Origin of the sequence: Paraburkholderia ultramafica, from assembly GCF_902859915.1 — a bacterium.
Classification (GTDB): domain Bacteria; phylum Pseudomonadota; class Gammaproteobacteria; order Burkholderiales; family Burkholderiaceae; genus Paraburkholderia; species Paraburkholderia ultramafica.
On sequence record NZ_CADIKK010000006.1, the window covers coordinates 123667 to 149837 of the forward strand.

The window sequence follows — 26171 nt, forward strand, 5'->3', positions numbered from 1 at the left end:
CCCTCACGCCCGGCAGCGCACCCCCCGCATGGAACTGAAATGGCTCGAAGACTTCGTTTCGCTCGCGGAAACGCGTAGTTTCAGCCGCTCGGCCGAATTGCGTCACGTCACGCAGCCGGCGTTTTCACGGCGCATTCAGGCGCTCGAAGCGTGGCTCGGCACGGAACTGATCGACCGTTCGGTTTATCCGACGCGGCTCACGGCGGCCGGCCAGGTGTTCAACGAGCAGGCGCTCGCGATGCTGTCGCAGTTCCACGAGGCGCGCGCGCTGCTGCGCGGCCATACGGCGACGCCGCAGGCGACCATCGAGTTCGCGGTGCCGCACACACTGTCGCTGACGTACTTCCCGCGCTGGCTGCAGCGCATCGAAGCGCAGATGGGCGCGATCCATACGCGGCTGCGGGCGCTGAACGTGCACGATGCGGCTTTGTCGCTGGTGGAAGGCGGCTGCGATCTGATGATGGGCTATCACCATCCCAGTCATCCGGTTGCGCTCGATCCAGGCCGCTACGACATGCTGACGCTCGGCAACGAGCCGATCAGTCCGTTCTCGGTGCCGGGCCGCGCCGGCCGGCCGCGTTACACGTTGCCGGGCACGGCCGAGGCGCCCACGCCCTATCTGTCCTACACGCCGAATGCGTATCTGGGACGCATGACCGAAGTGATCCTCGCCAATGCGCCGGAGCGTCTGTATCTGGACCGCCTGTACGAGACCGACATGGCCGAAGGACTCAAGGCGATGGCGCTGGCCGGCCACGGCATCGCGTTCCTGCCGCACAGCGCGGTGGAAGACGCGGTCGCCGACGGCAAGCTGATCCGCCTCGATCGCGCGACGCGTGGCACGCCGGAAGGGCAGCTCACGCTGAGCATGGAGATTCGCCTGTATCGCGACAAGCTCGCGGCGAACAGCGACGATGCGCGGCAGATACTCGTGCGGCAATTGTGGGATGTGGTGACGGAGGAACTGGAGCAGGGCGCCGCGTAAAAAGCCTGCGTCCCCACGACGTAAATTTGCGGCTTCCGGAAGGTTATGCAAAAAAAACATAATCGGATAAGGAAACGGCATTGGATTTCAAATCGGCGTTTTTCGACAATGCACGTATTCGATCAACGCCGGAGCGTTCATGTCTTCCCAGCAGCAATCCGCATCATCGTTGCAGTCGGTTCCTTCCTACCTCAATCGCGACGACCTCGGCCCGTGGGGCAACTACCTGCGCCAGGTCGACCGCGTCGCGCCGTACCTCGGCTCGCTGTCCCGCTGGCTCGAAACCCTGAAGCGCCCGAAGCGCATTCTGATCGTCGACGTGCCCATCGAACTCGATAACGGCACTGTCGCGCACTTCGAAGGCTATCGCGTGCAGCACAACGTGTCGCGCGGTCCGGGCAAGGGCGGCGTGCGTTATCACCAGGACGTGACGCTGTCGGAAGTGATGGCGCTGTCCGCGTGGATGTCGGTGAAGAACGCGGCGGTGAACGTGCCGTACGGCGGCGCGAAGGGCGGTATCCGCGTCGATCCGCGCACGCTGTCGCGTGGCGAACTGGAGCGCGTGACGCGCCGCTACACCAGCGAAATCGGCATCATCATCGGACCGAATACCGACATCCCCGCGCCGGACGTGAACACGAACGAGCAGATCATGGCGTGGATGATGGACACGTACTCGATGAACCAGGGCCAAACGGCCACCGGCGTCGTGACCGGCAAGCCGATCACGCTCGGTGGTTCGCTGGGCCGCCGCGAGGCGACGGGCCGCGGCGTGTTCGTGGTCGGCTGCGAAGCGGCGCGCCGCATCGGCTTCGATATCGAAGGGGCGCGCATTGCCGTGCAGGGCTTCGGCAATGTCGGCGGGATTGCCGCGCGGCTGTTCCAGGAAGCGGGCGCCAAGGTGGTCGCGGTGCAGGATCACACCGGTTCGCTGTACAAGTCGACCGGCATCGATGCGGGCGCGTTGCTCGAACACGTCGCGAAGACCGGCGGCGTCGGCGGTTTCCCGGAAGCGGATGCCGTGACCAATGAGGAGTTCTGGAGCGTCGAATCGGACATCCTGATTCCGGCCGCGCTGGAAAACCAGATCACCGAAAAGAACGCCGGCAAGATCAAGACGAAGATCGTCGTGGAAGGCGCCAACGGCCCGACCACCACGGCGGCCGACGACATCCTGCACGATCGCGGCATCCTCGTGATTCCGGACGTGGTGGCCAATGCGGGCGGCGTGACGGTGTCATATTTCGAGTGGGTGCAGGACTTCTCGAGCTTCTTCTGGACCGAGGACGAGATCAACCAGCGTCTGGAGCGCGTGATGCGTGAGGCATTCGCCGCGGTGTGGCAGGTGTCTAGCGAGCAGAACGTGTCCGTGCGGACCGCGGCGTTTATCGTCGCTTGTAAGCGGATTCTGCAAGCGCGTGAAATGCGCGGTCTGTATCCCTGATCTTTCTGTTTGAAAGGCGGTGCCGCTACGTTGCGGGTTCGCCGCCAATTTTTGCCTGAACGCGGTCCACAAGACGGCGTGTTGTACCGGCGGGAGGCATCGTATTGATGCCTCCCGCCTTTGCATATTTGGAAAAGTCTTACCAGACTGGTCTCGAGCGCTGCTAAACCATCGCGGCGTGCGCGCAACAACATGGTATATAGCCATACTTTCAGAATAACTACTTTGCTAAACTGGCGCCGGTTCTTGCCAAGGAGATCACAACATGAAGATCAAAAAAGCTGCGCTGCTGCTCGCGACTCTCGGACTATTTACGGTTGGCGCGCATGCGCAAGACGCCGGTACGCTGAAGAAGATCAAGGACACGGGCGTCATTTCGCTGGGCCATCGCGAATCGTCGATCCCGTTTTCGTACTACGACGACAAGCAGAACGTCATCGGCTACTCGCAGGAATTCGCCATGAAGGTGGTGGAGGCCGTCAAGCAGAAGCTGAACATGCCTAACCTGAAGGTGAAGCTGACGCCGGTCACGTCGCAAAACCGGATTCCGCTGGTGCAGAACGGCACCGTCGACATCGAATGCGGTTCGACCACGAACAACCTCGAGCGCCAGCAACAGGCCGCGTTCTCGAACACTATCTTCGTGATCGGCACGCGTCTGATGACCAAGAAAGACTCCGGCGTCAAGGACTGGTCCGACCTGAAGGGCAAGACGGTCGTCACGACCGCCGGCACCACCTCCGAGCGCCTGCTTCGCAAGATGAACCAGGACAAGAGCATGGGCATGAACATCATCAGCGCGAAGGACCACGGCGAGTCGTTCCTGACGCTGTCCACGGGCCGTGCCGCGGCGTTCATGATGGACGACGCATTGCTCGCCGGCGAACGCGCGAAGTCGAACAACCCGAACGATTTCGTGATCGTCGGCGCGCCGCAATCGCGTGAAGCGTACGGCTGCATGATGCGCAAGAACGATCCGGAGTTCAAGAAGGTCGCCGACGACGCGATCGCGAAGGTCCAACTCTCGGGCGAAGCCGATCAGATCTACACGAAGTGGTTCGAGTCGCCGATTCCGCCGAAAGGCCTGAACCTGAACTTCCCGAAGGGCGACGACATGCGGGCTCTCTTCAAGAACCCGAATGACAAGGCATTGGATTAAACCTTAGCTTTTTTTTAAAACGCTGAACGAAACGGAAGGGGCCACGCGCTTCTTCCGTTTCTTTTTGCTGGAGTCTTGGTTATGTCATATCACTGGAACTGGGGCATTCTGCTGAGTCCGGTCTCCACCGGCGAGCCGACCACCTATCTGGGCTGGTTGTTCTCGGGCCTCTGGGTGACGATTACCGTGTCGTTGTCGGCATGGGTGATCGCGCTGATCGTCGGTTCGCTCTTTGGCGTGCTGCGTACGGTGCCGAACAAATGGGCATCGGGGATCGGCACGGTCTACGTTGCGATTTTCCGTAACATCCCGCTGATCGTGCAGTTCTTCATCTGGTATCTGGTGATACCGGAGCTGCTGCCGGTGTCGATGGGCAACTGGTTCAAGCAACTGCCGCCGAGCGCGCAGTTCTTTTCGTCGTCGATCATCTGTCTCGGGCTGTTCACTTCCGCGCGCGTGTGCGAGCAGGTGCGCTCGGGTATCAACGCGTTGCCGCGCGGCCAGCGCGCCGCGGGTCTGGCGATGGGCTTCACGCAATGGCAGACGTATCGCTATGTGCTGCTGCCGGTCGCGTACCGGATCATCGTGCCGCCGCTTACGTCCGAGTTTCTGAACATTTTCAAGAATTCGGCGGTGGCTTCGACGATCGGTCTGCTGGATCTTTCCGCGCAGGCGCGCCAACTGGTCGACTACACGTCGCAGACCTATGAGTCGTTCATCGCGGTCACGGTCGCGTACATGCTGATCAATCTGGTCGTGATGCAGTTGATGCGCTGGGTCGAAGCCAGAACCCGGCTGCCCGGCTATATCGGAGGCAAGTGATGCACCATTTCGACTGGAGCGGTATTCCGGGCACACTGCCTACGCTGTGGACCGGCGCTATCGTCACCTTCAAAATCACGTTGATCGCGATCGTGTTCGGCATCGTGTGGGGCACCATTCTCGCGATGTTGCGGCTGTCGTCGTTCAAACCCTTCGAGTGGTTCGCCAAGGGTTACGTGACGATCTTCCGTTCAATCCCGCTGGTGATGGTGCTGCTGTGGTTCTTCCTGATCGTGCCGCAAGTGCTGCAAAACGTGCTTGGCCTGTCGCCGGATATCGACATTCGCCTCGCGTCGGCGATGGTCGCTTTCTCGCTGTTCGAGGCGGCGTACTATTCGGAGATCATCCGCGCCGGCATTCAGGCGGTGCCGCGCGGGCAGGTCAACGCGGCGTTCGCGCTCGGCATGGGCTACGCGCAGGCGATGCGTCTGATCGTGCTGCCGCAGGCGTTCCGTGCGATGGTGCCGCTGCTGCTCACGCAGGGTATCGTGCTGTTTCAGGATACGTCGCTCGTCTACGTGATCAGTCTCGCCGACTTCTTCCGCACCGCCACGAATATTGGCGATCGTGACGGCACGAATGTCGAGATGGTACTGTTCGCGGGCGCGGTTTACTTCGTGATCTGTGTGGTCGCGTCGAGCCTTGTCAAAGCTCTTCAGAAAAAGGTCGCAAGATGATCTCTATCAAGAATGTTTCGAAGTGGTACGGTCAGTTTCAAGTGCTGGCCGACTGCACGACGGAAGTCAAAAAAGGTGAAGTGGTGGTGGTGTGCGGGCCGTCGGGCTCGGGCAAGTCCACGCTGATCAAAACCGTCAACGGCCTCGAGCCGTTCCAGAAGGGTGAGATCGTCATCAACGGCCAGTCGCTGACCGACAAGAAAACCAATCTGTCGAAGCTGCGTGCGAAGGTCGGCATGGTGTTCCAGCACTTCGAACTGTTCCCGCATCTGTCGATCGTGCAGAACCTGACGCTCGCGCAGGTGAAGGTGCTCGGCCGCTCGAACGACGAAGCCACCGCGAAAGGGCTGAAGCTGCTCGATCGCGTGGGCTTGCGCGCGCACGCGGACAAGTTTCCGGGCCAGTTGTCGGGCGGTCAGCAGCAGCGCGTGGCGATTGCGCGCGCGTTGTCGATGGACCCGATCGCGATGCTGTTCGACGAGCCGACCTCGGCGCTCGATCCGGAAATGATCAACGAAGTGCTCGACGTGATGGTCGAACTCGCGCAGGAAGGCATGACCATGATGTGCGTCACGCACGAAATGGGCTTTGCCAAGAAGGTTGCGCACCGCGTGATCTTCATGGACAAGGGCTTGATCGTCGAAGACGACCGCAAGGAAGACTTCTTCGCCAATCCGAAGTCGGATCGCGCGAAGGATTTTCTGGCGAAGATCCTGCACTGAGTGAGTGCACTGAGCTTGTCGCACGCTGGCCGCTGTCTGGCTGGCGCGTGGATCGAAAAAGCCGCTCCTGGAGCGGCTTTTTTGTTGCTGAGGCTTTGACCCGGCGACGAGTTGCAGTTGCGTGAAGGTCCGCGAAGACGCGCGCGCTCAGGACTCGAATGCCGCGGCGTCGTCGGCCGCTTCGAGGTCGGCTTCGCTGTCGGCGATAACCTCGGCCTCGGCCCCGGTCGAAGCTGCGATCGTGGTGGCCGATGCCGACGCATCCAAAGCCGGATTGCGCAGCTTCTCGAGCACCGACGCCGGCACCGGCACGTTGATGCGGCCGATCACGGCGCCATGCTGGAACATCATCAGATCGCCCGGCTCGAACGCGGTCCAGACTTCGTTGTCGGTCAGCGGCTTGGTCGCGATCACGGCGACACGGTCTTCCGGCGTCGTGTATTTGGCGAAATCGATCGAGACGTCCGCGTCGACCAGATGCGCAGTGGAAAACGGCCAGCGCCGCACGATGTAGTGCAGATGCGTCGAGCAATGCGCGAACAGCGCCTGGCCGTTCGACATCAGGAAATTGAACACGCCGAACCGGGTGATTTCGCGCGTGAGCGTTTCGAGCGCGGCAAACAGTTCTTCGAGCGGCGGCTGCTGCGCGCCTGGAAAGGCCTTGCGCAGACCTTCCAGCAACGCGCAGAAAGCGAGTTCGCTGTCGGTCGTGCCGACCGGCTGATAGACACCCGTCAGTGCCGGCGAATAATCTTTCAGATCGCCGTTGTGCGCGAAGATCCAGTGACGCCCCCACAGTTCGCGCATGAACGGGTGGCAGTTTTCAAGCAGGATGTGCCCTTGCGTCGCCTTGCGGATATGCGCGATCGTGTTCTTCGATTTGATCGGGTAGCGCTTGACCATCTCGGCGATCGGCGAGGTGGCCGACGATTGATGGTCGATGAACAGGCGGCAGGCTTTATCTTCGAAGAAGGCGATACCCCAGCCGTCGGCATGGTGATCGGTGACGCCGCCGCGCGCCGCAAAGCCGGTGAACGAGAACGTGACGTCCGTTGGCGCGGCGCAGTTCATTCCGAGAAGTTGGCACATGTTGCGGGTAAGCCTGTGAACGGGGCAAGCCGTTACAATGATGATTTTCCAAGCATATCACCGAGCCAGAAACGCCAAATAGCGAAATTGACGTGTGTTTGGGCCGCAACAAGGCGGTTTGACCGGGTCGATTGGCTTTTGGCGCCGAGTCTCGCTCCCCTCTCGCCATGATCGCTTCCAACGTTTCTCCCGACTCCATCACGCTCGCCCGTCCGGACGACTGGCATCTGCACGTTCGCGACGGCGCGATGCTGGCCGCCGTGCTGCCGGACACCGCGCGCCAGTTCGGCCGCGCGATCATCATGCCGAACCTGAAGCCGCCGGTCACGACCACCACGATGGCGCACGCGTATCGCGAGCGGATCGTCGCCGCGATCCCCGAAGGGGCGAAGTTCGAACCGCTGATGACGCTGTATCTGACCGACAACACGCCGCCCGACGAAATCCGCCGCGCGCGCGAGAGCGGCTTCGTGCATGGCGTGAAGCTGTATCCGGCGGGTGCGACGACCAACTCGGACGCGGGCGTCACCGACATCATGAAGTGCGCCAAAACGCTCGAAACGATGCAGGAAGTGGGCATGCCGCTGCTGGTGCACGGTGAGGTGACGGATTCGTCGATCGATCTGTTCGACCGCGAGAAGGTGTTCATCGACCGTGTGATGACGCCGCTGCGCCGCGCGTTCCCGGCGCTGAAGGTGGTGTTCGAGCACATCACGACGAAAGACGCGGTCGATTACATCCGCGAAGCAGGCGTGGCGCCGGCGCTGCTGGGCGCGACGATTACCGCGCACCATCTGCTGTACAACCGCAACGCGATCTTCCAGGGCGGCATTCGCCCGCATTACTACTGCCTGCCGGTGTTGAAGCGCGAGACGCATCGCGTGGCGCTGGTCGAGGCGGCGACGTCGGGCAATCCGCGCTTCTTCCTCGGCACCGACAGCGCGCCGCATCCGAAGGGTTTGAAGGAACATGCGTGCGGCTGCGCGGGCTGCTATACGGCGCTGCACGCGCTCGAGCTTTATACCGAAGCGTTCGACAACGCGGGGGCGCTCGACAAGCTCGAAGGCTTCGCGAGCTTCTACGGTGCGGATTTCTACGGTCTGCCGCGCAATGCGGAGAAGGTCACGCTGCGTCGCGAGGAATGGACGCTGCCCGCCGAGTTGCCGGTCGGCGATACGCCGGTGGTGCCGCTGCGCGGCGGCGAGTCGATTGGTTGGCGCCTGGTTTGAGGCTGCGCCAGATGCAGCTGGGCGAGGCGCGTGAGGCGGGGCACGAGGTGGCGCAGCCGGGCTTCGCCGGCATCGATTGGTCGAGGCCCTGGTTCGCGCAGTTCGCCACGCGCGGCCAGCGCTGGCAGCAGGCCGCGCTGACCAGCTACGCGGCCTTGCTCGCGGCAATGAACGCCGATGCCGCCGAGATGCGGCAGACCACGGGGCGCGGCCAACGGCTCGCATTCATCGCGCAGGACGAGCTACCGCCCGGAGCCGCCTACGAAGCGCACATCGCGTCGACCGGCTGCGTGCCGACGCGCCACAATCTGCATGACTTCTTCAACGGCTCGATGTGGTTTGCGTTTCCGCGCATCAAGGCGGCGCTGAACGCGCGGCAGTCGGCAGCAATCGATGTGCTGGGCGTCGGTCCGACTCGCGGCGGCGTGCGCGATACGTTGACCCTGTTCGACGAGAACGCGTTGCTGTTCGCCTGTGCCGATCCCGCACTCAGCGCCGCGCTACGCGAATTCGACTGGCAGACGTTGCTGGTGGCCGGGCGCGATGCGTGGGGTGCGAGTTGCGAAGTGCGCTGCTTCGGCCATGCGTTGCTGGAAAAGCTGATCGCGCCGTTCAAGGCCTGCACGGGGCATGCGTGGATCGTCGACGTACCGTCCGCGTATTTCGGATGGGACACCGCGGCGCGGGACGCATGGCTCGATGAATCGGTTAGCACGGCGCTGCTCGACACCGACGCGTTGGCGAGCCGCATGTTCGCGCCGCTTCCGGTGCTGGGCATTCCAGGCTGGTGGCCCGAAAACGAATCGGCCGCGTTTTACGACGACGTGTCCGTGTTTCGCGCGGGACGGCGCAGCCGGTAAACAGGCTGCGAGGCTGCGACGGTTTCTGCAGAACTTGCCGCGCAAGTCCGCCGGGCCGATTGATTGCCCGAGTGTCGCTGCGCTCGCATTGGCCATTAGGCAATTTCCACCGTTGAATCGGCTGGCCGGCTGCGCAGGTGTTAAAATCCGCCGCAGCAAAGCAGGTCAGGCAGTCGCGGCCTCTGCGGCTTCGGCCAAGGAGGGCGAGGAAAGTCCGGACTCCACAGGGCAGGGTGATGGCTAACGGCCATCCGTGGCAACACGCGGAACAGGGCAACAGAAAGCAAACCGCCGATGGCCTGGCGCAAGTCGGGATCAGGTAAGGGTGAAACGGTGCGGTAAGAGCGCACCGCGGCTGCTGCAAGGCAGACCGGCACGGTAACCTCCACCCGGAGCAATTCCAAGTAGGCAGGCGCGCATCTTCGAGATGCAGGACGGGGCCCCCGTCTCGTCTGCGGGTAGGAAGCTTGAGCGCGTCAGTAATGGCGCGCCTAGAGGAATGGCTGCCACGCGCGTCGCGTTTTCGGACGTTGCGCGTGCACAGAATCCGGCTTATCGGCCTGCTTTGCCACCCAACACGAGATGCCGGCGTCCCGAAGGGGCGCCGGTATTTTCATTAGTGCGCGTATTTTGCGCGTTGAGACGGCAGTTGCCGCGACGGCGAGCGGCGTGGCCATGCCACCGGCCACGCTCAGTTCGCGACGATGTCGAACGAATGCGTGAGCTCCGCGGTCTTCGCGATCATGATCGACGCCGAGCAGTATTTGTCGTGCGACAGATTGATCGCGCGTTCCACGGTGGCCGGGTTCAGATTCTTGCCGGTCACGGTGAAGTGGAAGTGGATCTTGGTAAAGACCTTCGGATCCTCGCTGGCGCGTTCGGCCTTCAGCGTCACCGAGCAGCCGGCGATTTCCTGACGGCTCTTCTTCAGAATCATCACGACGTCGTAGGCGGTGCAGCCGCCTGTGCCGAGCAGAACCATTTCCATCGGACGCGGCGCGAGATTGCGGCCGCCGCCTTCAGGCGCACCGTCCATCGCGACCAGATGACCGCTGCCCGTCTCGGCCGCAAACGCCATCCCGTCTTGCCCCATCCAGCTCACTTTGCATTCCATGCTGTGCTCCACCGCGCTTCGCTATATCGAGACGGCATTGTAGCCCGGCGTCTGCGGATCCGCCCGAGGCGACTTTCGCCGAAAATTATGCCGGATAGCGGCTTGTGTGTTGCGATGCGGCATGTTGAGCCGATTCGGGAATGCCCTGACAGATTTAGGGGTTTTACTCTAGATGATGTCTGCAGGGCAAGCTGGCTCGCAAGGACTTAGTGATTGATATAAAAGGAAATTCACCGTTTCTGAGTGCCGGCTTGTATCTGCCACATTATGAAAACGCATTTCGCAATGCAAATATTCTTGCATCGCACAAGGGTGCCTCATATAATCGATCCCATCGGTTGCAACAGTTCTGCAACCTCCGCTGTCTCCTCCACCTCCTCCTTTGGTGGATTAAACCCGAACCACTCGTTCGGGTTTTTTTTCGCCCGTGCTGTTGCCACGTGCTTATCTCGCGCCGAGACCGATTTGGGACACATGAGGGCGCTAAATGGTACCCGCTGCTGGCCGAATCGCCCGGCCGGTTTCGCAAAACTCCGGTACGTTTTGACTTGCTGTAGCAAATTCCTTTATAATTCAGGGCTTTTCCGCATCCGCGCCCGCGGAGGAAGAACCAGGGAGAGCCTGCACGCGCCTCGATGCGCACACTACAAGCAGGAAAAAACACATTGGGCGCAGCAATTTTTTTGGATCGATCATGAAGACGTTTTCCGCAAAAGCCCATGAGGTGACGCGCGAATGGTACGTGATTGACGCGACGGATAAGGTTCTCGGGCGTGTCGCCAGCGAAGTGGCACACCGTCTTCGCGGCAAGCACAAGCCTGAATTCACTCCCCACGTCGACACCGGTGATTTCATCATCGTTATCAACGCCGGCAAGCTGAAGGTCACGGGCAACAAGGCTACTGACAAGAAGTACTATCGCCACTCGGGCTACCCGGGCGGTATCTATGAAACGACGTTCGGCAAGATGCAGGAACGCTTCCCGGGCCGTGCGCTCGAGAAAGCGGTCAAGGGCATGCTGCCGAAGGGCCCGCTCGGCTACGCGATGATCAAGAAGCTGAAGGTCTACGCTGACGCAACGCATCCGCATTCGGCGCAACAGCCGAAAGCGCTCGAGATCTAAGGGGAGCCCACATGATCGGTAACTGGAATTACGGCACGGGCCGCCGCAAGAGCGCCGTCGCACGCGTCTTCATCAAGGCAGGCAAGGGCGACATCGTCGTGAACGGCAAGCCTATCGCCGATTACTTCTCGCGCGAAACGTCGCTGATGATCGTGCGTCAGCCGCTGGAGCTCACGAACCACGGCGCCACGTTCGACATCAAGGTCAACGTGACGGGTGGCGGTGAAACGGGTCAAGCCGGTGCGGTTCGCCACGGCATCACCCGCGCGCTGATGGACTATGACGCAACGCTGAAGCCGCAACTGTCGAACGCAGGCTTCGTGACGCGTGACGCTCGTGAAGTCGAACGTAAGAAGGTCGGCTTCCACAAGGCACGTCGCAGGAAGCAATTCTCGAAGCGTTAATCGCTTCGGGCGCGAGCCGGCTGCAGGGCCGGTCCGCTGCAAAAGCCGCCAACGCTTTCGCGAAGGCGGCTTTTTTTATGGTTGCGCGGCTCGGCCTCGCGGCGCCGGATTCGGCGCCGGAGCGGCGATCGTTCCCATTCAGGCAAGCCGGTGGCGGCAATCGCGCCATCCGTCGGTTTCCCGGGAAGAACCCATTGATTTTGTGGGCTTCAGCACGATATCGAGATCAGCCCTACAATAGCGGCTAGAAGCTTTTTGGAGAGTTCGAATGAACGCAGTCACCGATACACCCGTGACCGAGATGCCCGCCCCCTTCGTTTTCACCGACGCAGCGGCTGACAAGGTCAAGCAACTGATCGAAGAAGAAGGCAATGCGGACCTCAAACTGCGCGTTTTCGTGCAGGGCGGCGGCTGCTCGGGCTTTCAGTACGGTTTTACGTTCGACGAAGCCGTCAACGAAGACGACACCGTCATGAACAAGGGCGGCGTCCAGCTGCTGATCGATTCGATGAGCTACCAGTACCTGGTCGGCGCTGAGATCGACTACAAGGACGACATCAACGGCGCGCAGTTCGTCATCAAGAACCCGAACGCTACGACCACGTGTGGTTGCGGTTCGTCGTTCTCGGTCTGATGGCCGGTTAGGCGACAGGTTGTACAAGAAACGGGGCTTCGGCCCCGTTTCTTATTGTCCGTGCCGAATGCCGCGCGTCGTTCAGCGCGGGTAGATTGCCCCGAGCACGCGTTCAGCGGTAGCGCCGGTGACCGCTGGCAAATTGCCCGGCAGCCGCGCGACGCAGCGCATCGCCAGCCAGGCGAACGCCAGCGGCTCGACCTGGCTCGGCGGCACGCCGAGCGCATCGGTCGTCATCACGGGTACGCCGCTCACGCCGCTGTCCTCCAGCGCCTGCTGCAACGCCTTCAGAATCTCCGGATTGCGCGCGCCGCCGCCGCAGACATACACCGCCCTCGCGTCCGACGCGTGCCGCTCGATTTCGCGTGCGACCGTCACGGCCGTCAGCGCGACGAGCGTCGCCTGCACGTCGGCTGGATCGAGCCCGGCGAACGGCTGGAGCTTCAAGCCGAGCCATTCGGCATTGAACAGGTCGCGGCCGGTGCTTTTCGGCGGCTGCTGCGAGAAAAACGGCTCGTCGAGCAACGCGTTCAGCAGCTTGCGATCTACCTGGCCGCCGGCCGCGAAATGGCCGTTCTCGTCGAACGGCTTGCCGAGATGGCGCTGCGCCCATTCGTCGAGCAACGCGTTCGCCGGTCCGCAGTCGAAGCCGCGCACGCTGCCAGTCGCGTTCAGGATCGTGATGTTGCTGATGCCGCCGAGATTGCAGACCACCCGCGTCTCGTTCTTGGCGCCGAACACCGTCGCGTGAAAAGCCGGCACGAGCGGCGCGCCCTGGCCGCCGGCCGCGACGTCGCGGCTGCGGAAATCGGCGATCACGTCGATGTGCATCATTTCCGCGAGCAGCGCGGGGTTGTTGATCTGCCGTGTATAGCCTTTTTCCGGCCGATGCCGCACTGTCTGCCCATGCACCCCGATCGCACGGACCTCGTCGGCGGAAACGCGGCTGCCGCGCAGCAGTTCGTGGCAGCACACCGTATAACGCGTGGCGAGCGCGTTGGCGGCCAACGCCTCGCGTTCGATCTCGTTGTCGCCCGGCTGTTGCAGCGCGAACAGCGCCTCGCGAATGCCCGCCGAGAAGCCGACAAACGCCTCGGCCAGCACCTCCGGCGGCTTTCCTTCGGCAAACCGGACGGCCACACCGTCCACACCATCCATGCTCGTTCCGGACATCAATCCAAAGTAGACGCCGTCTGCGGGGTCTCGCGCCACGTTGCTGCTCCTGTCGATGGTTCGTTGCGATCCGTTGTAGCAGATTATCGGCGCAAGCGCGGTCGAAAATATGCGCCGCAACGCGATCGGCACCGTGCGTTGCGCACCAATCGCGCACGGTCGGCCGGCTTCTGGCTGCGTCATTGGGCGCCGCGGCGCGCATCTATGGGACAATCTCCTTTTTTTGCGACTTCACGTTTCCAGCATGAGTACCGAGTCCACCAAGCCTAACCCCGCTTCCGCCTTTCCGATCACCGATGAAGTCCGTCACGCCCTCGCCGTCACCAGGCGCGGTGTCGACGAACTGCTGATCGAAGACGAATTCGCGCAAAAACTCGCGAAGAGCGCGGCGACCGCCAAGCCGCTGCGCATCAAGCTCGGGCTCGATCCGACCGCGCCTGACATCCACATCGGCCACACGGTCGTGTTGAACAAGATGCGTCAGTTGCAGGATCTCGGTCACACGGTGATTTTCCTGATCGGCGATTTCACGTCGCTGATCGGCGATCCGTCGGGCCGCAACGCAACGCGCCCGCCGCTCACGCGCGAGCAGATCGAGTCGAATGCGAAGACGTATTTCGAGCAGGCCGCGCTCGTGCTCGACCGCGACAAGACCGAGATCCGCTACAACAGCGAATGGTCGATGCCGCTCGGCGCCGACGGCATGATCAAGCTCGCGTCGCGCTACACGGTGGCGCGCATTCTCGAGCGCGAAGATTTCACCAAGCGTTTCCAGGGCGGCGTGCCGATCTCGATCCACGAGTTCCTGTACCCGCTGATGCAGGGCTACGATTCGGTCGCACTGAACGCGGACCTCGAACTCGGCGGCACGGACCAGAAGTTCAACCTCCTGGTGGGGCGTGAGTTGCAGAAGCAGTACGGCCAGGAACAGCAGTGCATCCTGACGATGCCGCTGCTCGAAGGGCTCGACGGCGTCGAGAAGATGTCGAAGTCGAAGAACAACTACATCGGCATCAGCGAAAAGCCGACCGACATGTTCGGCAAGCTGATGAGCATTTCCGACGTGCTGATGTGGCGTTACTTCGAACTGCTGTCGTTCCGTCCGATGGAGGAAATCGCAGGCTTCAAGAGGGAGATCGACGCGGGCCGCAATCCGCGCGATTTCAAGGTGATGCTCGGCCAGGAAATCGTCGCGCGTTTCCACTCGCAAGCCGACGCCGAGCGTGCGCTCGAAGACTTCAATCATCGCGCGAAGGGCGGCGTGCCGGACGATATCCCCGCGGTGACGCTCGCCGGCGCGCCGCTCGCGATCGGCCAGTTGCTGAAGCAGGCCAACCTGGTGCCGTCGACCAGCGAAGCGCTGCGCAATATCGAGCAGGGCGGCGTGAAGATCGATGGCGCGACGGTGTCCGACAAGGGGCTGAAGGTCGAAGCCGGCGAGTACGTCGTGCAGGTCGGCAAGCGCCGCTTTGCTCGCGTCACGCTGACGGCCTGATCGCCCGGTGATCACGCGGTGACAGCTCAGTGATGCGTCAAACCTTGCCATCAGAATCAAACAGCCGATGATCGCGCTGATCCAACGCGTGCGGCGCGCCGAAGTGCGCGTGGCCGACCGGGTGACCGGCGCGATCGACGCGGGTCTGCTCGCGCTCGTGTGCGCCGAACGCGGCGACACCGAGGCGGCCGCCGACCGCCTGCTCGCCAAAGTGCTCGGCTACCGCGTATTCAGCGACGCGGCGGGCAAGATGAATCTCTCCGTGCAGAATCTCGACGGCGCCGGGCGCGCGGGCGGCCTGCTGCTCGTGTCGCAGTTCACACTGGCCGCGGACACCAACAGCGGCCTGCGTCCCAGCTTCACGCCGGCCGCGCCGCCGGATGAAGGCAAGCGGCTGTTCGACTACTTCGTGTCGGCTGCGCGCGCGAAGCATCCGATCGTCGAGACGGGCGAGTTCGGCGCGGATATGCAGGTGTCGCTCGTCAACGACGGGCCGGTCACGTTCTGGTTGCAGACGAACGCCTGAGCTTTATCGGCGTGTCATGCGCTTTCTACCGATTCCCGATGCGCGCGACCGCGCGTCTACCCTCCAGCCGTTTTTGCGACAATAGCGGCTCGGCATAACCGGCGAACGGCGCCCACTTTCCTCTCATGACTACGCAGATTCTGTTCATCCGGCACGGCGAGACCGACTGGAACCGCATCAAGCGCATTCAAGGTCACATCGACATTCCGCTCGCGACGACTGGACTGGCCCAGGCGCAACGCCTTGCGCGCCGCATCGCCGACGAGGTGAAGCAGGGCGCCCGGCTCGATGCGATCTATTCGAGCGACCTGCAACGTGCGCAGCAAACCGCACAGCCTATTGCTGACGCGCTCGGCCTGCCGCTGCAATTGCGCGAGGGTTTGCGCGAGCGCTCCTACGGCGCTTTCCAGGGCCACGACAGCGATGAGATCGCGCTGCGTTTCCCCGATGAATATGCACACTGGCAAACCCGCGATCCCGGTTTCGCGCCGCCTGAAGGCGAGTCGCAGCGCACGCTCTACCATCGCGTGGTGCACGCGATCGAGCCGCTGGTTGCCGCGCATCCGGGCGGGCGGATCGCCTGTGTCGCGCATGGCGGCGTGCTCGACTGCGTGCGCCGCTTGGCGTGCGGCTTGCCGCTCGACGCGCCGCGCAATTACCCGTTGCTGAACACCAGCGTGAACGTCGTGGACTTCGATAATGGCAGCGCGACGATCGTGTCGTGGGCAGACGTCGCGCATCTCGGCGCGCCTGGCGCGGACGATGGTTTCGGGAAGGGCCCGGAACCGGGGCGTTGATCGAAGCAGCGCTGCGGTCCGGGCGGAGTCGCCTCGCGTGAGCGCGCCGGCTTGCCATGTGCGCTTAGGCCGTGCAGTTAGCGCGTGCAAGTAGCCCGCGTCAATCCGGTTCGCGCGCGGCGGCTACGCGACGGCGCGCCCGTTTCGATATGCCATTCACCAGCGCCCAGCGGATCACCGGCGCAACGACGCGCACGCCGGGCCGCGCGAGCGTACGGCGCAGCACCGCATGGCGTTCGAATCCCAACATGGTCTGCGCCCAGTCCGGCAGGAGATCGATGCCGGCGTTGAGCATCAACATGCCGGCGGGCCGCATCGAAACGCTCGGCGCGGGCGCGTTCATCAGAATCCTCACCACTTCGCGAGTGCGCTCGCTTGCCACCAACGCGGGCTGCATCGCCAGCAGGTAAGCATCGATCTCGACGCGCGAGCGCGGAATGTTCGAAGCGCCGAGCATCTCGGCGATGCGCGCGGTTTCCGCGAAGTACTGATCCTGCGCGGCAACGGGCAACAGCGGATTCACATAGCGTAGGTGCGCGGTCATGAAACTCGACACCTCGGCGACATGCACCCACGTCAGCAGCGCGGGTTCGCTCGCACGATACGGCTGCCCGTCCGGTGCAACGCCGCTTACATCCAGATGGATGCGCTTGACGCGTTCGATCAGCGCCAGCGCATCCTGCCGGTTGCCGTACGTCGTGCCGGCGATGAAGGTCGCGGTGCGGCGCAAGCGCCCGAGAATATCGGTGCGGAAGGTCGAATGGTCCCACACGCCGGCCAGTGCTAACGGGTGCAATGCCTGAAGCAGCAGCGCGCTGATGCCGCCTGTCATCATCGACGTGAAGTCGGCGTGGACTTTCCAGCACACGGAGTCCGGGCCGAAGAGCCCCGGATCTCCCGGCGGCGATGAGTAGTCGAGCATGGGGCCGCTGCCGCTCGTCAGATGCGTGATGCCGGCGGCCAGCCTGGAACGGAGCCTGTGTGTGAGCCGCCGCGAGAGACCGCTGGATGAGCCGGGTTGCCTCGTCTGGTCGGACATTCTGTTCGGCCTCGCTACGTGTGGCTCACTTCGCGGCCGAGTCCCACAGGCCGGGCAGCGCGCTCGACGAGTCAGGCGCGGCGAGACCGAAATGCCGGTAGGTCAGCAGCGTGGCGACACGGCCGCGCGGGGTGCGCTGCAGGAAGCCTTGCTGGATCAGATACGGTTCGAGCACGTCTTCGATCGTGTCGCGTTCTTCGCCGATTGCCGCCGCCAGATTGTCGACACCGACCGGGCCGCCGTCGAACTTGTGCAGGATGGCTTCGAGCAGCTTGCGGTCCATCAGGTCGAAGCCGACGGCGTCGACGTCGAGCATTCTGAGCGCCGCATCGGCCACTTGTGCGGTGATGTTGCCGTCCGCTTTCACCTCGGCGAAATCACGCACGCGGCGCAGCAGGCGGTTTGCGATACGCGGCGTGCCGCGCGCGCGTTTGGCGATTTCGAGCGCGCCGTCCGGATGAATCTGCGCGTGCAACAGCGACGCCGAACGCGTGACGATGCGCGCCAGTTCCTCGGCGTTGTAAAACTCGAGCCGCGCCACGATGCCGAAGCGGTCGCGCAGCGGATTGGTCAGCATGCCCGCGCGGGTGGTTGCGCCGACCAGCGTGAACGGCTGCAGATCCAGCTTCACGCTGCGCGCGGCCGGCCCTTCGCCGATCATGATGTCGATCTGATAATCCTCCAACGCCGGGTACAGAATTTCTTCGACGACCGGCGAGAGCCGGTGGATTTCGTCGATGAAGAGGACGTCGTTGGCTTCGAGATTGGTCAGCAGCGCGGCGAGGTCGCCGGCGCGTTCGAGCACCGGTCCGGAGGTTTGCCGCAGATTGACGCCCATCTCCCGCGCGATGATGTGCGCGAGCGTGGTCTTGCCGAGGCCCGGCGGTCCGAACAGCAACACGTGGTCGAGCGATTCGGAACGGCGCCTGGCGGCTTCGATGAAGATTTCCAGCTGGCCGCGGATCTTTTCCTGCCCGACATATTCTTCGAGCTGGCGCGGGCGCAACGCGCGCTCGAACGCTTCTTCGTTCGGCGAGACGGGCGTGGCCGCGATGATGCGCTCGGCGGCGAGTTTGTCGGTTTCGATCATCTGGGCATTGTACCGCGCGCTGTCCGTTGCGAAACGCTACCCATCGCAGGTACGGCGAACCCTGGAGGCTTGTATGTCAACCCTTCGACAACGCCTTCAACGCGAGCTTGATGCCCTCGGAAACGCCGGTGCCGGCCGGTACGTTCTTGACGGACGCCAACGCTTCTTTTTCGGAGTAGCCCAAGGCGAGCAGTGCGTTGAGGATATCGGACGCATGGTCGTCGGATGCAGACGCCGCCCCCGCCATCGCGCCCAGGTCGGCGCCGAGCTTGCCCTTCAGTTCGAGGAGCAGCCGCTCCGCCGTCTTCTTGCCGATGCCCGGCACGCGGGTCAGACGCGCCGCATCCTGCATCGTGACCGTCTGCGCCAGCTCGTGGACGCTCATGCCCGACAGCACCGCGAGCGCCATGCGCGCGCCGATGCCGGAAATTTTCAGCAGTTCGCGGAAGGTCGAACGTTCCTCGGCGGTGCCGAAGCCGTACAGCAGATGCGCGTCCTCGCGCACGATCATCTGCGTGAGCAGCACGACGCGTTCGCCGTTCGACGGCAGGTTGTAGAACGTGCTCATCGGCACATCGACTTCGTAACCGACACCGTTGCAGTCGACGATTAGATGCGGCGGGTTTTTTTCCAGCAGAACGCCGGCAATGCGACCGATCATGGCGAATTCAATCTTGAGGGAAAGGGCGAGTGTAGCGCAGCGAGCGGGCGGCGCGTGATGCGTAATCCACCTATCCCGCGCTACCCAACCAAACGCCCACGCCTCACCCGCAGCCCCTTCTTCGCCAGCGAAGGTGCGATGCCGCCCAGCGTGCTCAGCGTCGTGCCGCCATGCGCGTGACAGATCGCCATACCGAGTGCGTCGGCGGCGTCGGTGCCGGGTACGCCGGACAGGTTGAGCAGCCGCACCACCATCTGCTGCATCTGCTCCTTGGTCGCGCGTCCATAGCCGACTACGGCCTGCTTCAATTGCAGCGCCGTGTATTCGGCGACCGGCACGCCGCTTGCGACGAGCCCGCAGATCGCCGCGCCGCGTGCCTGGCCGAGCAGCAATGTGGATTGCGGATTGACGTTGACGAACACTTTTTCGATCGCCGACTGATCCGGCGAATGCTGACGGATCAGCGTCGAGATGCCTTCGAAGATGGTGCCCAGGCGCGACGGCAGATCGGCGTTGGCGGTTTTGATGACGCCGCTCGCGACATAGCTGAGCGTGTGGCCGCTTTGGTCGATCACGCCGAAGCCGGTTACGCGCAGGCCGGGGTCGATGCCGAGAATTCTCATGAGGTGCCGCGGATGCGGTAAAAACCAGGTGTTTGCGATACTACAACAGGCGCGCCGCAAGGCGGCCGGCGGACGGCGGTGCCGGCGGAATAAAAGCTGCTGCACGCGTGGCGAGGAGGCAAACGCAGATGGAGCGCTATCGGAATCTCAGCGGCGACTCGGGCATCGATGCGTACGAAATCGGCGACGATTTCATCAAGGTTCGCTTCAGGCCGGGCGTCGTGTATTGGTACACGGAGGGGAGTGTCGGTGCTCGTCACGTCGCCGTGCTGAAGCGTCTCGCGCGGCGCGGGCAGGGGCTTGGCACGTACATCAGCCAGCATCCGGATGTGAGAGAGGGCTACGCGAGAAAAGAGCCGGACGACTGAACGGCGCGGAGCGGAGCAAGCGTGCAGAGCGCGTGACGAGAGTGCAAAAAGCGCGCAAAAAACGGCCAGACAAAACAGCGACGAGGCACGGACAAAGCAAACGAACGCGCCTGAAAAGCGGCCAAAAAAGCGGTCCAAAAAAGAAAACGGCCCAGCGGAAAACTCCACCAGGCCGTTTCTCTCAAACCAGTTCTCTCAAGCTGATCCAGCGACCGCCGCCTTACCACCAGCCAGCCGTCGCCCGCCAAGCCCGAATCAATGACGGAAGTGACGCACGCCGGTCACCACCATCGCGATGTTGTGCTCGTCGGCCGCGCCGATCACTTCGTCGTCGCGCATCGAGCCGCCCGGCTGAATCACGCAGCTCGCACCTGCCGCCACCACCACGTCGAGGCCGTCGCGGAACGGGAAGAACGCATCCGACGCCACAGCCGAACCGGCCAGCGTCAAACCTGCGTTCTGCGCCTTGATGCTGGCGATGCGCGCCGAGTCCACGCGGCTCATCTGGCCGGCGCCGACGCCGAGCGTCATGCCGTTCGCGCAGAACACGATCGCGTTCGACTTCACGTACTTCGCGACGCGCCATGCGAACAGCAGATCGTCCATTTCCTTCGGCGTCGGATGACGCTTCGTCACCACGCGCAGTTCGCGCGGCTGCACGTTCTTCGAATCGAGCGATTGCACCAGCAGGCCGCCACCGACGCGCTTCAGATCGAACGCGTTATGGCCTTCGCCCAGCGCGATTTCCAGCAGGCGCACGTTCTGCTTCGCCGCGAACACCAGGCGTGCCTGCGCGCTGAACGACGGCGCGATCAGCACTTCGACGAACTGCTTGGCCACGGCTTGCGCCGCCGCTTCATCCACTTCGCGGTTGAACGCGATGATGCCGCCGAACGCCGAGGTCGGATCGGTCTGGAACGCCTTCGCGTACGCTTCGTTCGCGTCCGCGCCGACTGCCACGCCGCACGGATTCGCGTGCTTGACGATCACGCAGGCCGGCACGTCGAAGGTCTTCACGCATTCCCACGCCGCGTCGGAATCCGCGATGTTGTTGTACGACAGTTCCTTGCCCTGCAACTGGTTGTAGTTCGCCAGTGCGCCAACCGGTGCGCTCAAATCGCGATAGAACGCCGCGCTCTGATGCGGGTTTTCGCCATAGCGCAAGTCCTGCACCTTGTTGAACGCGAGGTTGAACGTCGCCGGATAAGCATTGCGCGACGAATGTTGCAGTTCGTCGGTCAGGCTCGTCAGATAGTTCGTGATCGCGCCGTCGTATTGCGCGGTGTGCGCGAACACCTTGGTGGCCAAACGGAAGTTCGTCTTGTACGACACCGCGTTGCGGTTCGCGCGCATTTCTTCGAGCACGAGCGCGTAGTCGGCCGGATCGACCACCACCGTCACGTCGCGATGATTCTTCGCGGCCGAACGCAGCATGGTCGGGCCGCCGATGTCGATGTTCTCGATCGCGTCTTCCAGCGAGCACTCTTCTTTCGACACGGTCTGCACGAACGGGTACAGGTTCACGACCAGCAGGTCGATGGTCGGAATATCGTGCTTTTCAAGCGCTGCCATGTGTTCCGGCAGGTCGCGGCGTGCGAGGATGCCGCCGTGCACCTTCGGATGCAGCGTTTTCACGCGCCCGTCGAGCATTTCCGGGAAGCCCGTGTAGTCGGCGACTTCGGTGACGGAGAGGCCGGCGTCCGCGAGCAGTTTCGCGGTGCCGCCGGTCGACAGGATCTTGATGCCGAGGTCCGACAATGACTTCGCGAAGTCGACGATGCCCGACTTGTCGGAAACGGAGATGAGCGCTTGCTTGATCATGATGAAGACGAAAAGCCGAAGAAAATCGTGGCGGGGCGCGAAGAAACTACAACGCGCTACAACAAACCGTGTTGTTGCAGCTTCTTGCGCAGCGTATTGCGGTTGATGCCGAGATACTCGGCGGCCAGCGACTGATTGCCGCCGGCCTGCTCGAGCACCACCTCGAGCAGAGGTTTTTCCACGCATGAAATAACCATGTCGTAGACGTCGTGCGGATTGGAGCCGTCGAGATCCTGGAAATACATGCCCAGGCTGTCGCGGACAGATTGTTCGATATTGTTCTTGCTCATGCTGCCAGTCGGTCGGTAGGGTCCGGCTCGCCGTTGTTGTCAGGCGTTTCGTCGACGTAGACGAGGCGGTCGGAGATCGCCTTTTGTGCGTCAAAGAACTCGTTGACGGCGAGGAGTTGTTCACGCGTGGTGTCCAGCGTATTCATGCGATGCCGGAACACGTTGGCGCCAGAAAGGCCGCGAGTGTACCAGCCGATGTGCTTGCGCGCAGTGCGGACACCCGTAAATTCGCCGTAGAACGCGTAGTGATCTTCGAGATGCTCGTTCATCACCTGCTGGATTTCGTCGATGCGCGGCGGCGGCAGCAACTCGCCCGTTTGCAGGAAATACTCGATCTCGCGAAACAGCCACGGGCGCCCCTGCGCGGCGCGGCCGATCATGATCGCGTCGGCGCCGGTGGCGGCCAGCACCTCGCGCGCTTTGTGCGGCGACGTGATGTCGCCGTTGGCGACCACCGGAATGCGCACCGACGCTTTCACCGCGGCGATGGTCTCGTATTCGGCGTCGCCGTGATACAGGTCGGCGCGCGTGCGGCCGTGCACGGTCAGCATCGAAATGCCGGCGTCCTCGGCCAGATGCGCGACGGAGAGCGCATTCTTGTTGTCGCGGTTCCAGCCGGTGCGGATCTTGAGCGTGACGGGCACCGCGTCGGGCCCGACGCCTACCGCGCCCACCACCGCCTCGACGATGCGCTGCACCAGCGGCTCGTTCTGCAACAGAGCCGAACCCGCCGCGACATTGCAGACCTTCTTGGCCGGACAGCCCATGTTGATGTCGATGATCTGCGCGCCGTTCGCCACGTTGTAGCGGGCCGCTTCGGCCATCATGGCCGGATCGGCGCCGGCGATCTGCACGGCGATCGGCTCGACCTCGCCCGCGTGATTGGCGCGGCGCATGGTCTTCTCGCTTTTCCACAACTGCGCGTTCGACGCGACCATTTCCGACACCGCATAGCCCGCGCCCAGCCGCTTGCACAGCTGGCGGAACGGCCGGTCGGTCACGCCGGCCATCGGGGCGACGAACAGGTTGTTACGCAGATTGTGGGAGCCGAGAGTGGGCATGACGTGAACGCGCGCGCTACCGATTGTTCAATTTTGGCCAATCGAGGTGTCGCGAAATGCGAGGGAAAACGCCTATTTTAGCGTTAACGGATAGCCGATACCCGACATGTGCGTGTCGTAACCCATTAAATCTTCTATGAAAGTGCGCCGGTTCATAGAACCGGCGACGCTCGCGCGGCTTTCGTCAGGCTGCCCAAAAAAGCCGCAGCGCGCGAGCGGGCGGCGCGCCTAGCGGCGCTGGCCGAACATCATTTGCCGCGCCAATGCGGTTTTCACCGGCGGCGCGAACTCAAGTGCGGTGAGCGCGAGTCCGCGGATGATCGCGAGCGGCGCGAAGTCGATGGTGAACAGGCGCGCGAGCGTGTCGGTGGCGCCGATCGTCATGCGCCGGTCGAGCGCGCGGCGTTGCGCGAAGGTCGCGAGGGCGAGCGGGGTCGGGCCTTCCGCCGACAACGCATCGGCGAGCGCGTGCGCGTCGCGCAAGCCCAGATTGAGACCCTGGCCGGCCACCGGATGCAGTGTCTGCGCCGCGTTGCCGATCGCGACGACGTGGCCGTTCACCAGCGTATCGACCGCGTTCAGTCCTAACGGGAACGACGCGCGCCCCAAGATCCGCGTGAAGCGGCCCATGCGGTCGCCGAAGGCGGCACCGAGTTCGCGCAGGAACGCGTCGTCGGGAAGTTGCGCGCGGCGCGCGGCTTCGTCGGGCGCGCAGCACCAGACCAGCGCGTAGTCGGCGCCGCGCACGCCGCCCATCGGCAGCAACGCGATCGGCCCTTGCGACGTGAAGCGCTCCCACGCCACGTGCGGCTGGGGCGCGGACACGCTGACCGTGCCGACCAGCGCGGTCTGTCCATAGTCGCGCGAGCCATTCCCGACGGTACCCTCGGCAGCGCTCTTGCCGGCGGCCCTGGTGTTTTTGTCGGTGCTCTTGCTCGCGTCCTTGCCGGATTCGCCCTTGCGTGTTTTCTGGTCGCCGAACAATCCGCCTTCGGCATTCACCAGAATCCGCGTGCGCAGGCGGCGCGTGACGCCCGCGGTTTCGATCGGCAGCGTGACGCCGTCGGCCTCCTGAACCGGCGCGGCGGCGGAAGTGGACCGGAACCAGTGCACGGGCGTGGCGTGCACCGCCTCGGCGAGACCGTGCACGATCGAGCCGTAGCGCAGCACATAACCGAGCGCCGGCAAGCCGTGCTCGCTGTGATCGATCAACGTGCGGCCGAAGTGGCCGCGCTGCGACACGTGGATGCGCTGGATCGCGGTGGCGTCGGCGGGCCAGCGCAGCGGTTCGAGGATCATCCGGCTGCCGTGCGACACGGCGATTGCGCGCGGATCGGCGATCGAATCTTCCGGCTCGCGCGCGTCGATCAGCGCGATCTTCAGCGCGCGCGTCACGCTGCGGCGCGCCAGCCAGCCGGCGAGCGCCAGCCCGACTGGACCGGCGCCGACGATCGTCACGTCGAAATCGAAGGCATGGTCGGCCGCGGCGGGCTTCAGAATTACCGTCGACGGGGAAACGTCGTTCATCGCGAATTACTTCCTTGTTCCATGGGTCGCGCGGGCTTCCTGCATCAGCGCCTCGATCTCGTCGGCGGCCACCGGCACGTCGCGCGTGATCAGCTCGCAGCCGCTCGGCGTGACGATCGCATCGTCCTCGATACGGATGCCGATGTTCCAGTAGCGCTCGGGCACACCGTCGGCCGGCCGGATATACAGGCCGGGCTCGATGGTCAGCGTCATCGACGGCCGCAGCGTGCGCCACGGCAACACGCCCGCTTCGTCGCGCGGCGCGCCGCGCTCGCGGTAGTCGCCGCAATCGTGCACGTCCATGCCGAGCCAGTGGCCGGTGCGGTGCATGTAGAACGGCGCGTACGCGCGCTCGGCGATCACGTCGTCGACCGACGCGAACTTCGCCCGCTCGATGATGCCGGTATCGAGCAAGCCTTGCGACAGCACCCGCACGGCGGCCCGGTGCGGATCGTCGAAGGTGGCGCCGGCGTGGGTGGCTTCGACGGCGGCCTGCTGCGCGGCCAGCACGATGTCGTACAGCTCGCGCTGCGCCGGCGTGAAGCGGCCGTTCGCGGGAAAAGTGCGGGTGATGTCCGACGCATAGCCGTCGAGTTCGCAGGCCGCGTCGATCAGGATCAGGTCGCCGTCCTGGGCAATCGCGTGGCCGGCCGGGTAGTGCAGCACGCAGGCGTTCGCGCCCGCGGCGACGATCGACGTATAAGCCGGCGCCTGTGCGCCGAATTTGCGGAACGTGTAGAGCAGCTCGGCTTCGAGTTCATACTCACGGACACCGGGATGACACGCGGCCATCGCGCGGCGATGTCCGGCGGCGGAAATCTGCCCGGCCCGGCGCATGATCGCGAGTTCGTGGTCGTCCTTGATGAGCCGCATCTCGTCGAGCAACGGCAGCAGGTCGCGCGCGGCGGCCGGCGCTGCGACGCCGCCGCGGCCCTGCGCGCGCACCGCGTCGAGCCAGCCGCGCACCTGTTCGTCGAGTTGCGCCGACGTGCCGAGCGCATAGTGCAGCGACGGTTTGTCGGCGAGGATGCGCGGCAGTTGCGTGCCGACCGCGCCGACCGCGAACGCGGCGTCGAAGCCGAACGCCGTACGGGCGCCGTCCGGGCCGAAACGGAAGCCTTCCCACGTCTCGCGCTCGACGTTCTTCTCGCGGCAGAACAGCACCGACGCCGGCTCGCCGGGCGCGGCGCTCGCGTCGAGCACCAGCAGCGCCTCGGGTTCGGTGAAGCCGGTCAGATAGTAGAAGTAGCTGTCGTGCCGGTACGGGTAGTCGGCGTCCCGGTTGCGCAACGCTTCCGGCGCGGTGGGGACGATGGCGACGCCGCCGCCCGCGGCGCGCAGCGCGGCGAGTACGCGCTCGCGGCGCGTGCGGTAGACGTCGATGGCGATGGTGGGTTCGGTCGGTTGGTTCATCGTGCGATTGTAGCGCCCAATGCGC

The 26171-nt window shown here is 63.7% G+C and carries 27 protein-coding genes and 1 other RNA gene; 16 read left to right on the top strand and 12 right to left on the bottom strand.

Translation table 11 applies throughout. From position 1 onward, the window contains the following. Positions 1–28: 28 nt before the first annotated feature. The 6 genes from HV744_RS08435 (at position 29) to HV744_RS08460 (ending at position 5809) form a co-directional block, all read left to right on the top strand. On the top strand, positions 29–985 hold the full coding sequence (locus HV744_RS08435; RefSeq protein WP_175149078.1) for a LysR family transcriptional regulator: 957 nt from the start codon (positions 29–31) through the stop codon (positions 983–985). Between the two features lie 139 nt (positions 986–1124). After that, on the top strand, positions 1125–2429 hold the full coding sequence (locus HV744_RS08440; RefSeq protein ID WP_175149079.1) for a Glu/Leu/Phe/Val family dehydrogenase: 1305 nt from the start codon (positions 1125–1127) through the stop codon (positions 2427–2429). Positions 2430–2694: 265 nt separating this feature from the next. Then, positions 2695–3588, top strand: coding sequence for a glutamate/aspartate ABC transporter substrate-binding protein (locus HV744_RS08445; protein WP_175149080.1), 894 nt, complete (start codon positions 2695–2697; stop codon positions 3586–3588). Between the two features lie 81 nt (positions 3589–3669). Next, complete coding sequence (locus HV744_RS08450) at positions 3670–4410, top strand: amino acid ABC transporter permease (RefSeq protein ID WP_175149081.1); 741 nt, start codon at positions 3670–3672, stop codon at positions 4408–4410. Further along, positions 4410–5087 carry a glutamate/aspartate ABC transporter permease GltK gene (gene gltK / locus HV744_RS08455; RefSeq protein ID WP_175149082.1) on the top strand — a complete coding sequence of 226 codons (678 nt, stop codon included), beginning with the start codon at positions 4410–4412 and terminating at the stop codon, positions 5085–5087. Before HV744_RS08450 ends, gltK begins: the two co-directional genes overlap by 1 nt. Then, entirely contained in the window at positions 5084–5809 is a 726-nt protein-coding gene (locus HV744_RS08460; protein WP_175149083.1) for an amino acid ABC transporter ATP-binding protein, read from the top strand. The genes gltK and HV744_RS08460 overlap by 4 nt, the downstream gene beginning before the upstream one ends. Before the next feature lie 147 nt (positions 5810–5956). Here HV744_RS08460 and HV744_RS08465 read toward each other — a convergent pair whose 3' ends face one another. Then, entirely contained in the window at positions 5957–6898 is a 942-nt protein-coding gene (locus tag HV744_RS08465; protein WP_175149084.1) for a class II glutamine amidotransferase, read from the bottom strand. A gap of 167 nt (positions 6899–7065) precedes the next feature. Between HV744_RS08465 and pyrC the strand changes: the two genes are divergently transcribed. The 3 genes from pyrC (at position 7066) to rnpB (ending at position 9558) form a co-directional block, all read left to right on the top strand. Then, positions 7066–8127, top strand: coding sequence for a dihydroorotase (gene pyrC, locus HV744_RS08470; protein WP_175149085.1), 1062 nt, complete (start codon positions 7066–7068; stop codon positions 8125–8127). Positions 8128–8138: 11 nt separating this feature from the next. Then, the gene (locus HV744_RS08475) at positions 8139–8987 is read left to right on the top strand and encodes a DUF3025 domain-containing protein (RefSeq protein WP_175149086.1); all 849 of its coding nucleotides are present in this window, start codon (positions 8139–8141) and stop codon (positions 8985–8987) included. A 157-nt stretch (positions 8988–9144) separates the two neighbouring features. Then, positions 9145–9558, top strand: an RNA gene (gene rnpB / locus HV744_RS08480) — RNase P RNA component class A. Between the two features lie 120 nt (positions 9559–9678). Here the strand turns inward: rnpB and HV744_RS08485 are convergent. Beyond that, positions 9679–10101 carry an OsmC family protein gene (locus HV744_RS08485; protein ID WP_025602559.1) on the bottom strand — a complete coding sequence of 141 codons (423 nt, stop codon included), beginning with the start codon at positions 10099–10101 and terminating at the stop codon, positions 9679–9681. A gap of 694 nt (positions 10102–10795) precedes the next feature. Here HV744_RS08485 and rplM point away from each other — a divergent pair. The 3 genes from rplM to erpA all read left to right on the top strand — a co-directional run bounded on the left by rplM (position 10796) and on the right by erpA (position 12262). After that, entirely contained in the window at positions 10796–11224 is a 429-nt protein-coding gene (gene rplM / locus HV744_RS08490; protein WP_042321008.1) for a 50S ribosomal protein L13, read from the top strand. Positions 11225–11235: 11 nt separating this feature from the next. Continuing rightward, the gene (rpsI, locus tag HV744_RS08495; RefSeq protein WP_175149087.1) at positions 11236–11628 is read left to right on the top strand and encodes a 30S ribosomal protein S9; all 393 of its coding nucleotides are present in this window, start codon (positions 11236–11238) and stop codon (positions 11626–11628) included. 268 nt (positions 11629–11896) lie between these two features. Then, positions 11897–12262 (top strand): iron-sulfur cluster insertion protein ErpA, encoded by a 366-nt coding sequence (gene erpA, locus HV744_RS08500; protein WP_094781462.1) that lies wholly within the window; start codon positions 11897–11899, stop codon positions 12260–12262. Between the two features lie 81 nt (positions 12263–12343). Here erpA and HV744_RS08505 read toward each other — a convergent pair whose 3' ends face one another. Next, positions 12344–13474, bottom strand: a complete 1131-nt coding sequence (locus tag HV744_RS08505) for an anhydro-N-acetylmuramic acid kinase (RefSeq protein WP_175149088.1) — start codon at positions 13472–13474, stop codon at positions 12344–12346. A 205-nt stretch (positions 13475–13679) separates the two neighbouring features. On the opposite strand from HV744_RS08505, the gene tyrS reads away from it, so the two are divergent. The 3 genes from tyrS (at position 13680) to HV744_RS08520 (ending at position 16253) form a co-directional block, all read left to right on the top strand. After that, positions 13680–14930: a tyrosine--tRNA ligase gene (tyrS, locus tag HV744_RS08510; RefSeq protein ID WP_175149089.1), complete on the top strand. Its 1251-nt coding sequence runs from the start codon at positions 13680–13682 to the stop codon at positions 14928–14930. Between the two features lie 67 nt (positions 14931–14997). Then, entirely contained in the window at positions 14998–15456 is a 459-nt protein-coding gene (gene dtd, locus HV744_RS08515) for a D-aminoacyl-tRNA deacylase (RefSeq protein ID WP_175149090.1), read from the top strand. Positions 15457–15581: 125 nt separating this feature from the next. Beyond that, on the top strand, positions 15582–16253 hold the full coding sequence (locus tag HV744_RS08520; protein WP_175149091.1) for a histidine phosphatase family protein: 672 nt from the start codon (positions 15582–15584) through the stop codon (positions 16251–16253). A 100-nt stretch (positions 16254–16353) separates the two neighbouring features. On the opposite strand, the gene HV744_RS08525 is transcribed toward HV744_RS08520, so the two are convergent. The 4 genes from HV744_RS08525 to ruvC form a co-directional block, all read right to left on the bottom strand. Next, positions 16354–17292, bottom strand: a complete 939-nt coding sequence (locus HV744_RS08525; protein ID WP_175149092.1) for an oxygenase MpaB family protein — start codon at positions 17290–17292, stop codon at positions 16354–16356. Between the two features lie 25 nt (positions 17293–17317). Then, positions 17318–18382 carry a Holliday junction branch migration DNA helicase RuvB gene (ruvB, locus tag HV744_RS08530; RefSeq protein ID WP_175149093.1) on the bottom strand — a complete coding sequence of 355 codons (1065 nt, stop codon included), beginning with the start codon at positions 18380–18382 and terminating at the stop codon, positions 17318–17320. A gap of 76 nt (positions 18383–18458) precedes the next feature. Then, a complete protein-coding gene (gene ruvA, locus HV744_RS08535) occupies positions 18459–19043 on the bottom strand; it encodes a Holliday junction branch migration protein RuvA (protein WP_175149094.1) in 585 nt (194 codons plus the stop codon). 80 nt (positions 19044–19123) lie between these two features. After that, positions 19124–19666, bottom strand: a complete 543-nt coding sequence (gene ruvC, locus HV744_RS08540) for a crossover junction endodeoxyribonuclease RuvC (protein WP_175149095.1) — start codon at positions 19664–19666, stop codon at positions 19124–19126. A 128-nt stretch (positions 19667–19794) separates the two neighbouring features. On the opposite strand from ruvC, the gene HV744_RS08545 reads away from it, so the two are divergent. Continuing rightward, positions 19795–20034, top strand: coding sequence for a hypothetical protein (locus HV744_RS08545; protein WP_175149096.1), 240 nt, complete (start codon positions 19795–19797; stop codon positions 20032–20034). Positions 20035–20289: 255 nt separating this feature from the next. On the opposite strand, the gene purH is transcribed toward HV744_RS08545, so the two are convergent. The 5 genes from purH to HV744_RS08570 form a co-directional block, all read right to left on the bottom strand. Further along, positions 20290–21855: a bifunctional phosphoribosylaminoimidazolecarboxamide formyltransferase/IMP cyclohydrolase gene (gene purH, locus HV744_RS08550; RefSeq protein WP_175149097.1), complete on the bottom strand. Its 1566-nt coding sequence runs from the start codon at positions 21853–21855 to the stop codon at positions 20290–20292. A 56-nt stretch (positions 21856–21911) separates the two neighbouring features. Further along, positions 21912–22145 (bottom strand): Fis family transcriptional regulator, encoded by a 234-nt coding sequence (locus HV744_RS08555; RefSeq protein WP_007180440.1) that lies wholly within the window; start codon positions 22143–22145, stop codon positions 21912–21914. Then, a complete protein-coding gene (dusB, locus tag HV744_RS08560; RefSeq protein ID WP_175149098.1) occupies positions 22142–23206 on the bottom strand; it encodes a tRNA dihydrouridine synthase DusB in 1065 nt (354 codons plus the stop codon). Before dusB ends, HV744_RS08555 begins: the two co-directional genes overlap by 4 nt. A 228-nt stretch (positions 23207–23434) precedes the next feature. Beyond that, positions 23435–24733: a UbiH/UbiF/VisC/COQ6 family ubiquinone biosynthesis hydroxylase gene (locus HV744_RS08565; RefSeq protein WP_175149099.1), complete on the bottom strand. Its 1299-nt coding sequence runs from the start codon at positions 24731–24733 to the stop codon at positions 23435–23437. A gap of 6 nt (positions 24734–24739) precedes the next feature. Beyond that, positions 24740–26146, bottom strand: coding sequence for an aminopeptidase P N-terminal domain-containing protein (locus HV744_RS08570; RefSeq protein ID WP_175149100.1), 1407 nt, complete (start codon positions 26144–26146; stop codon positions 24740–24742). Positions 26147–26171 lie beyond the last annotated feature (25 nt).

Coding starts and splice junctions, on each gene's coding strand:
- dtd (WP_175149090.1), top strand. CDS start 14,998: ATGATCGCGCTGATCCAACGCGTGCGGCGCGCCGAAGTGCGCGTGGCC.
- rplM (WP_042321008.1), top strand. CDS start 10,796: ATGAAGACGTTTTCCGCAAAAGCCCATGAGGTGACGCGCGAATGGTAC.
- HV744_RS08520 (WP_175149091.1), top strand. CDS start 15,582: ATGACTACGCAGATTCTGTTCATCCGGCACGGCGAGACCGACTGGAAC.
- HV744_RS08445 (WP_175149080.1), top strand. CDS start 2,695: ATGAAGATCAAAAAAGCTGCGCTGCTGCTCGCGACTCTCGGACTATTT.
- HV744_RS08565 (WP_175149099.1), bottom strand. CDS start 24,733: ATGAACGACGTTTCCCCGTCGACGGTAATTCTGAAGCCCGCCGCGGCC.
- HV744_RS08475 (WP_175149086.1), top strand. CDS start 8,139: ATGCAGCTGGGCGAGGCGCGTGAGGCGGGGCACGAGGTGGCGCAGCCG.
- rpsI (WP_175149087.1), top strand. CDS start 11,236: ATGATCGGTAACTGGAATTACGGCACGGGCCGCCGCAAGAGCGCCGTC.
- HV744_RS08570 (WP_175149100.1), bottom strand. CDS start 26,146: ATGAACCAACCGACCGAACCCACCATCGCCATCGACGTCTACCGCACG.
- HV744_RS08525 (WP_175149092.1), bottom strand. CDS start 17,292: ATGTCCGACCAGACGAGGCAACCCGGCTCATCCAGCGGTCTCTCGCGG.
- dusB (WP_175149098.1), bottom strand. CDS start 23,206: ATGCCCACTCTCGGCTCCCACAATCTGCGTAACAACCTGTTCGTCGCC.
- ruvB (WP_175149093.1), bottom strand. CDS start 18,382: ATGATCGAAACCGACAAACTCGCCGCCGAGCGCATCATCGCGGCCACG.
- HV744_RS08545 (WP_175149096.1), top strand. CDS start 19,795: ATGGAGCGCTATCGGAATCTCAGCGGCGACTCGGGCATCGATGCGTAC.
- erpA (WP_094781462.1), top strand. CDS start 11,897: ATGAACGCAGTCACCGATACACCCGTGACCGAGATGCCCGCCCCCTTC.
- HV744_RS08555 (WP_007180440.1), bottom strand. CDS start 22,145: ATGAGCAAGAACAATATCGAACAATCTGTCCGCGACAGCCTGGGCATG.
- tyrS (WP_175149089.1), top strand. CDS start 13,680: ATGAGTACCGAGTCCACCAAGCCTAACCCCGCTTCCGCCTTTCCGATC.
- HV744_RS08465 (WP_175149084.1), bottom strand. CDS start 6,898: ATGTGCCAACTTCTCGGAATGAACTGCGCCGCGCCAACGGACGTCACG.
- HV744_RS08485 (WP_025602559.1), bottom strand. CDS start 10,101: ATGGAATGCAAAGTGAGCTGGATGGGGCAAGACGGGATGGCGTTTGCG.
- gltK (WP_175149082.1), top strand. CDS start 4,410: ATGCACCATTTCGACTGGAGCGGTATTCCGGGCACACTGCCTACGCTG.
- purH (WP_175149097.1), bottom strand. CDS start 21,855: ATGATCAAGCAAGCGCTCATCTCCGTTTCCGACAAGTCGGGCATCGTC.
- HV744_RS08440 (WP_175149079.1), top strand. CDS start 1,125: ATGTCTTCCCAGCAGCAATCCGCATCATCGTTGCAGTCGGTTCCTTCC.
- HV744_RS08460 (WP_175149083.1), top strand. CDS start 5,084: ATGATCTCTATCAAGAATGTTTCGAAGTGGTACGGTCAGTTTCAAGTG.
- ruvC (WP_175149095.1), bottom strand. CDS start 19,666: ATGAGAATTCTCGGCATCGACCCCGGCCTGCGCGTAACCGGCTTCGGC.
- HV744_RS08435 (WP_175149078.1), top strand. CDS start 29: ATGGAACTGAAATGGCTCGAAGACTTCGTTTCGCTCGCGGAAACGCGT.
- pyrC (WP_175149085.1), top strand. CDS start 7,066: ATGATCGCTTCCAACGTTTCTCCCGACTCCATCACGCTCGCCCGTCCG.
- HV744_RS08450 (WP_175149081.1), top strand. CDS start 3,670: ATGTCATATCACTGGAACTGGGGCATTCTGCTGAGTCCGGTCTCCACC.
- ruvA (WP_175149094.1), bottom strand. CDS start 19,043: ATGATCGGTCGCATTGCCGGCGTTCTGCTGGAAAAAAACCCGCCGCAT.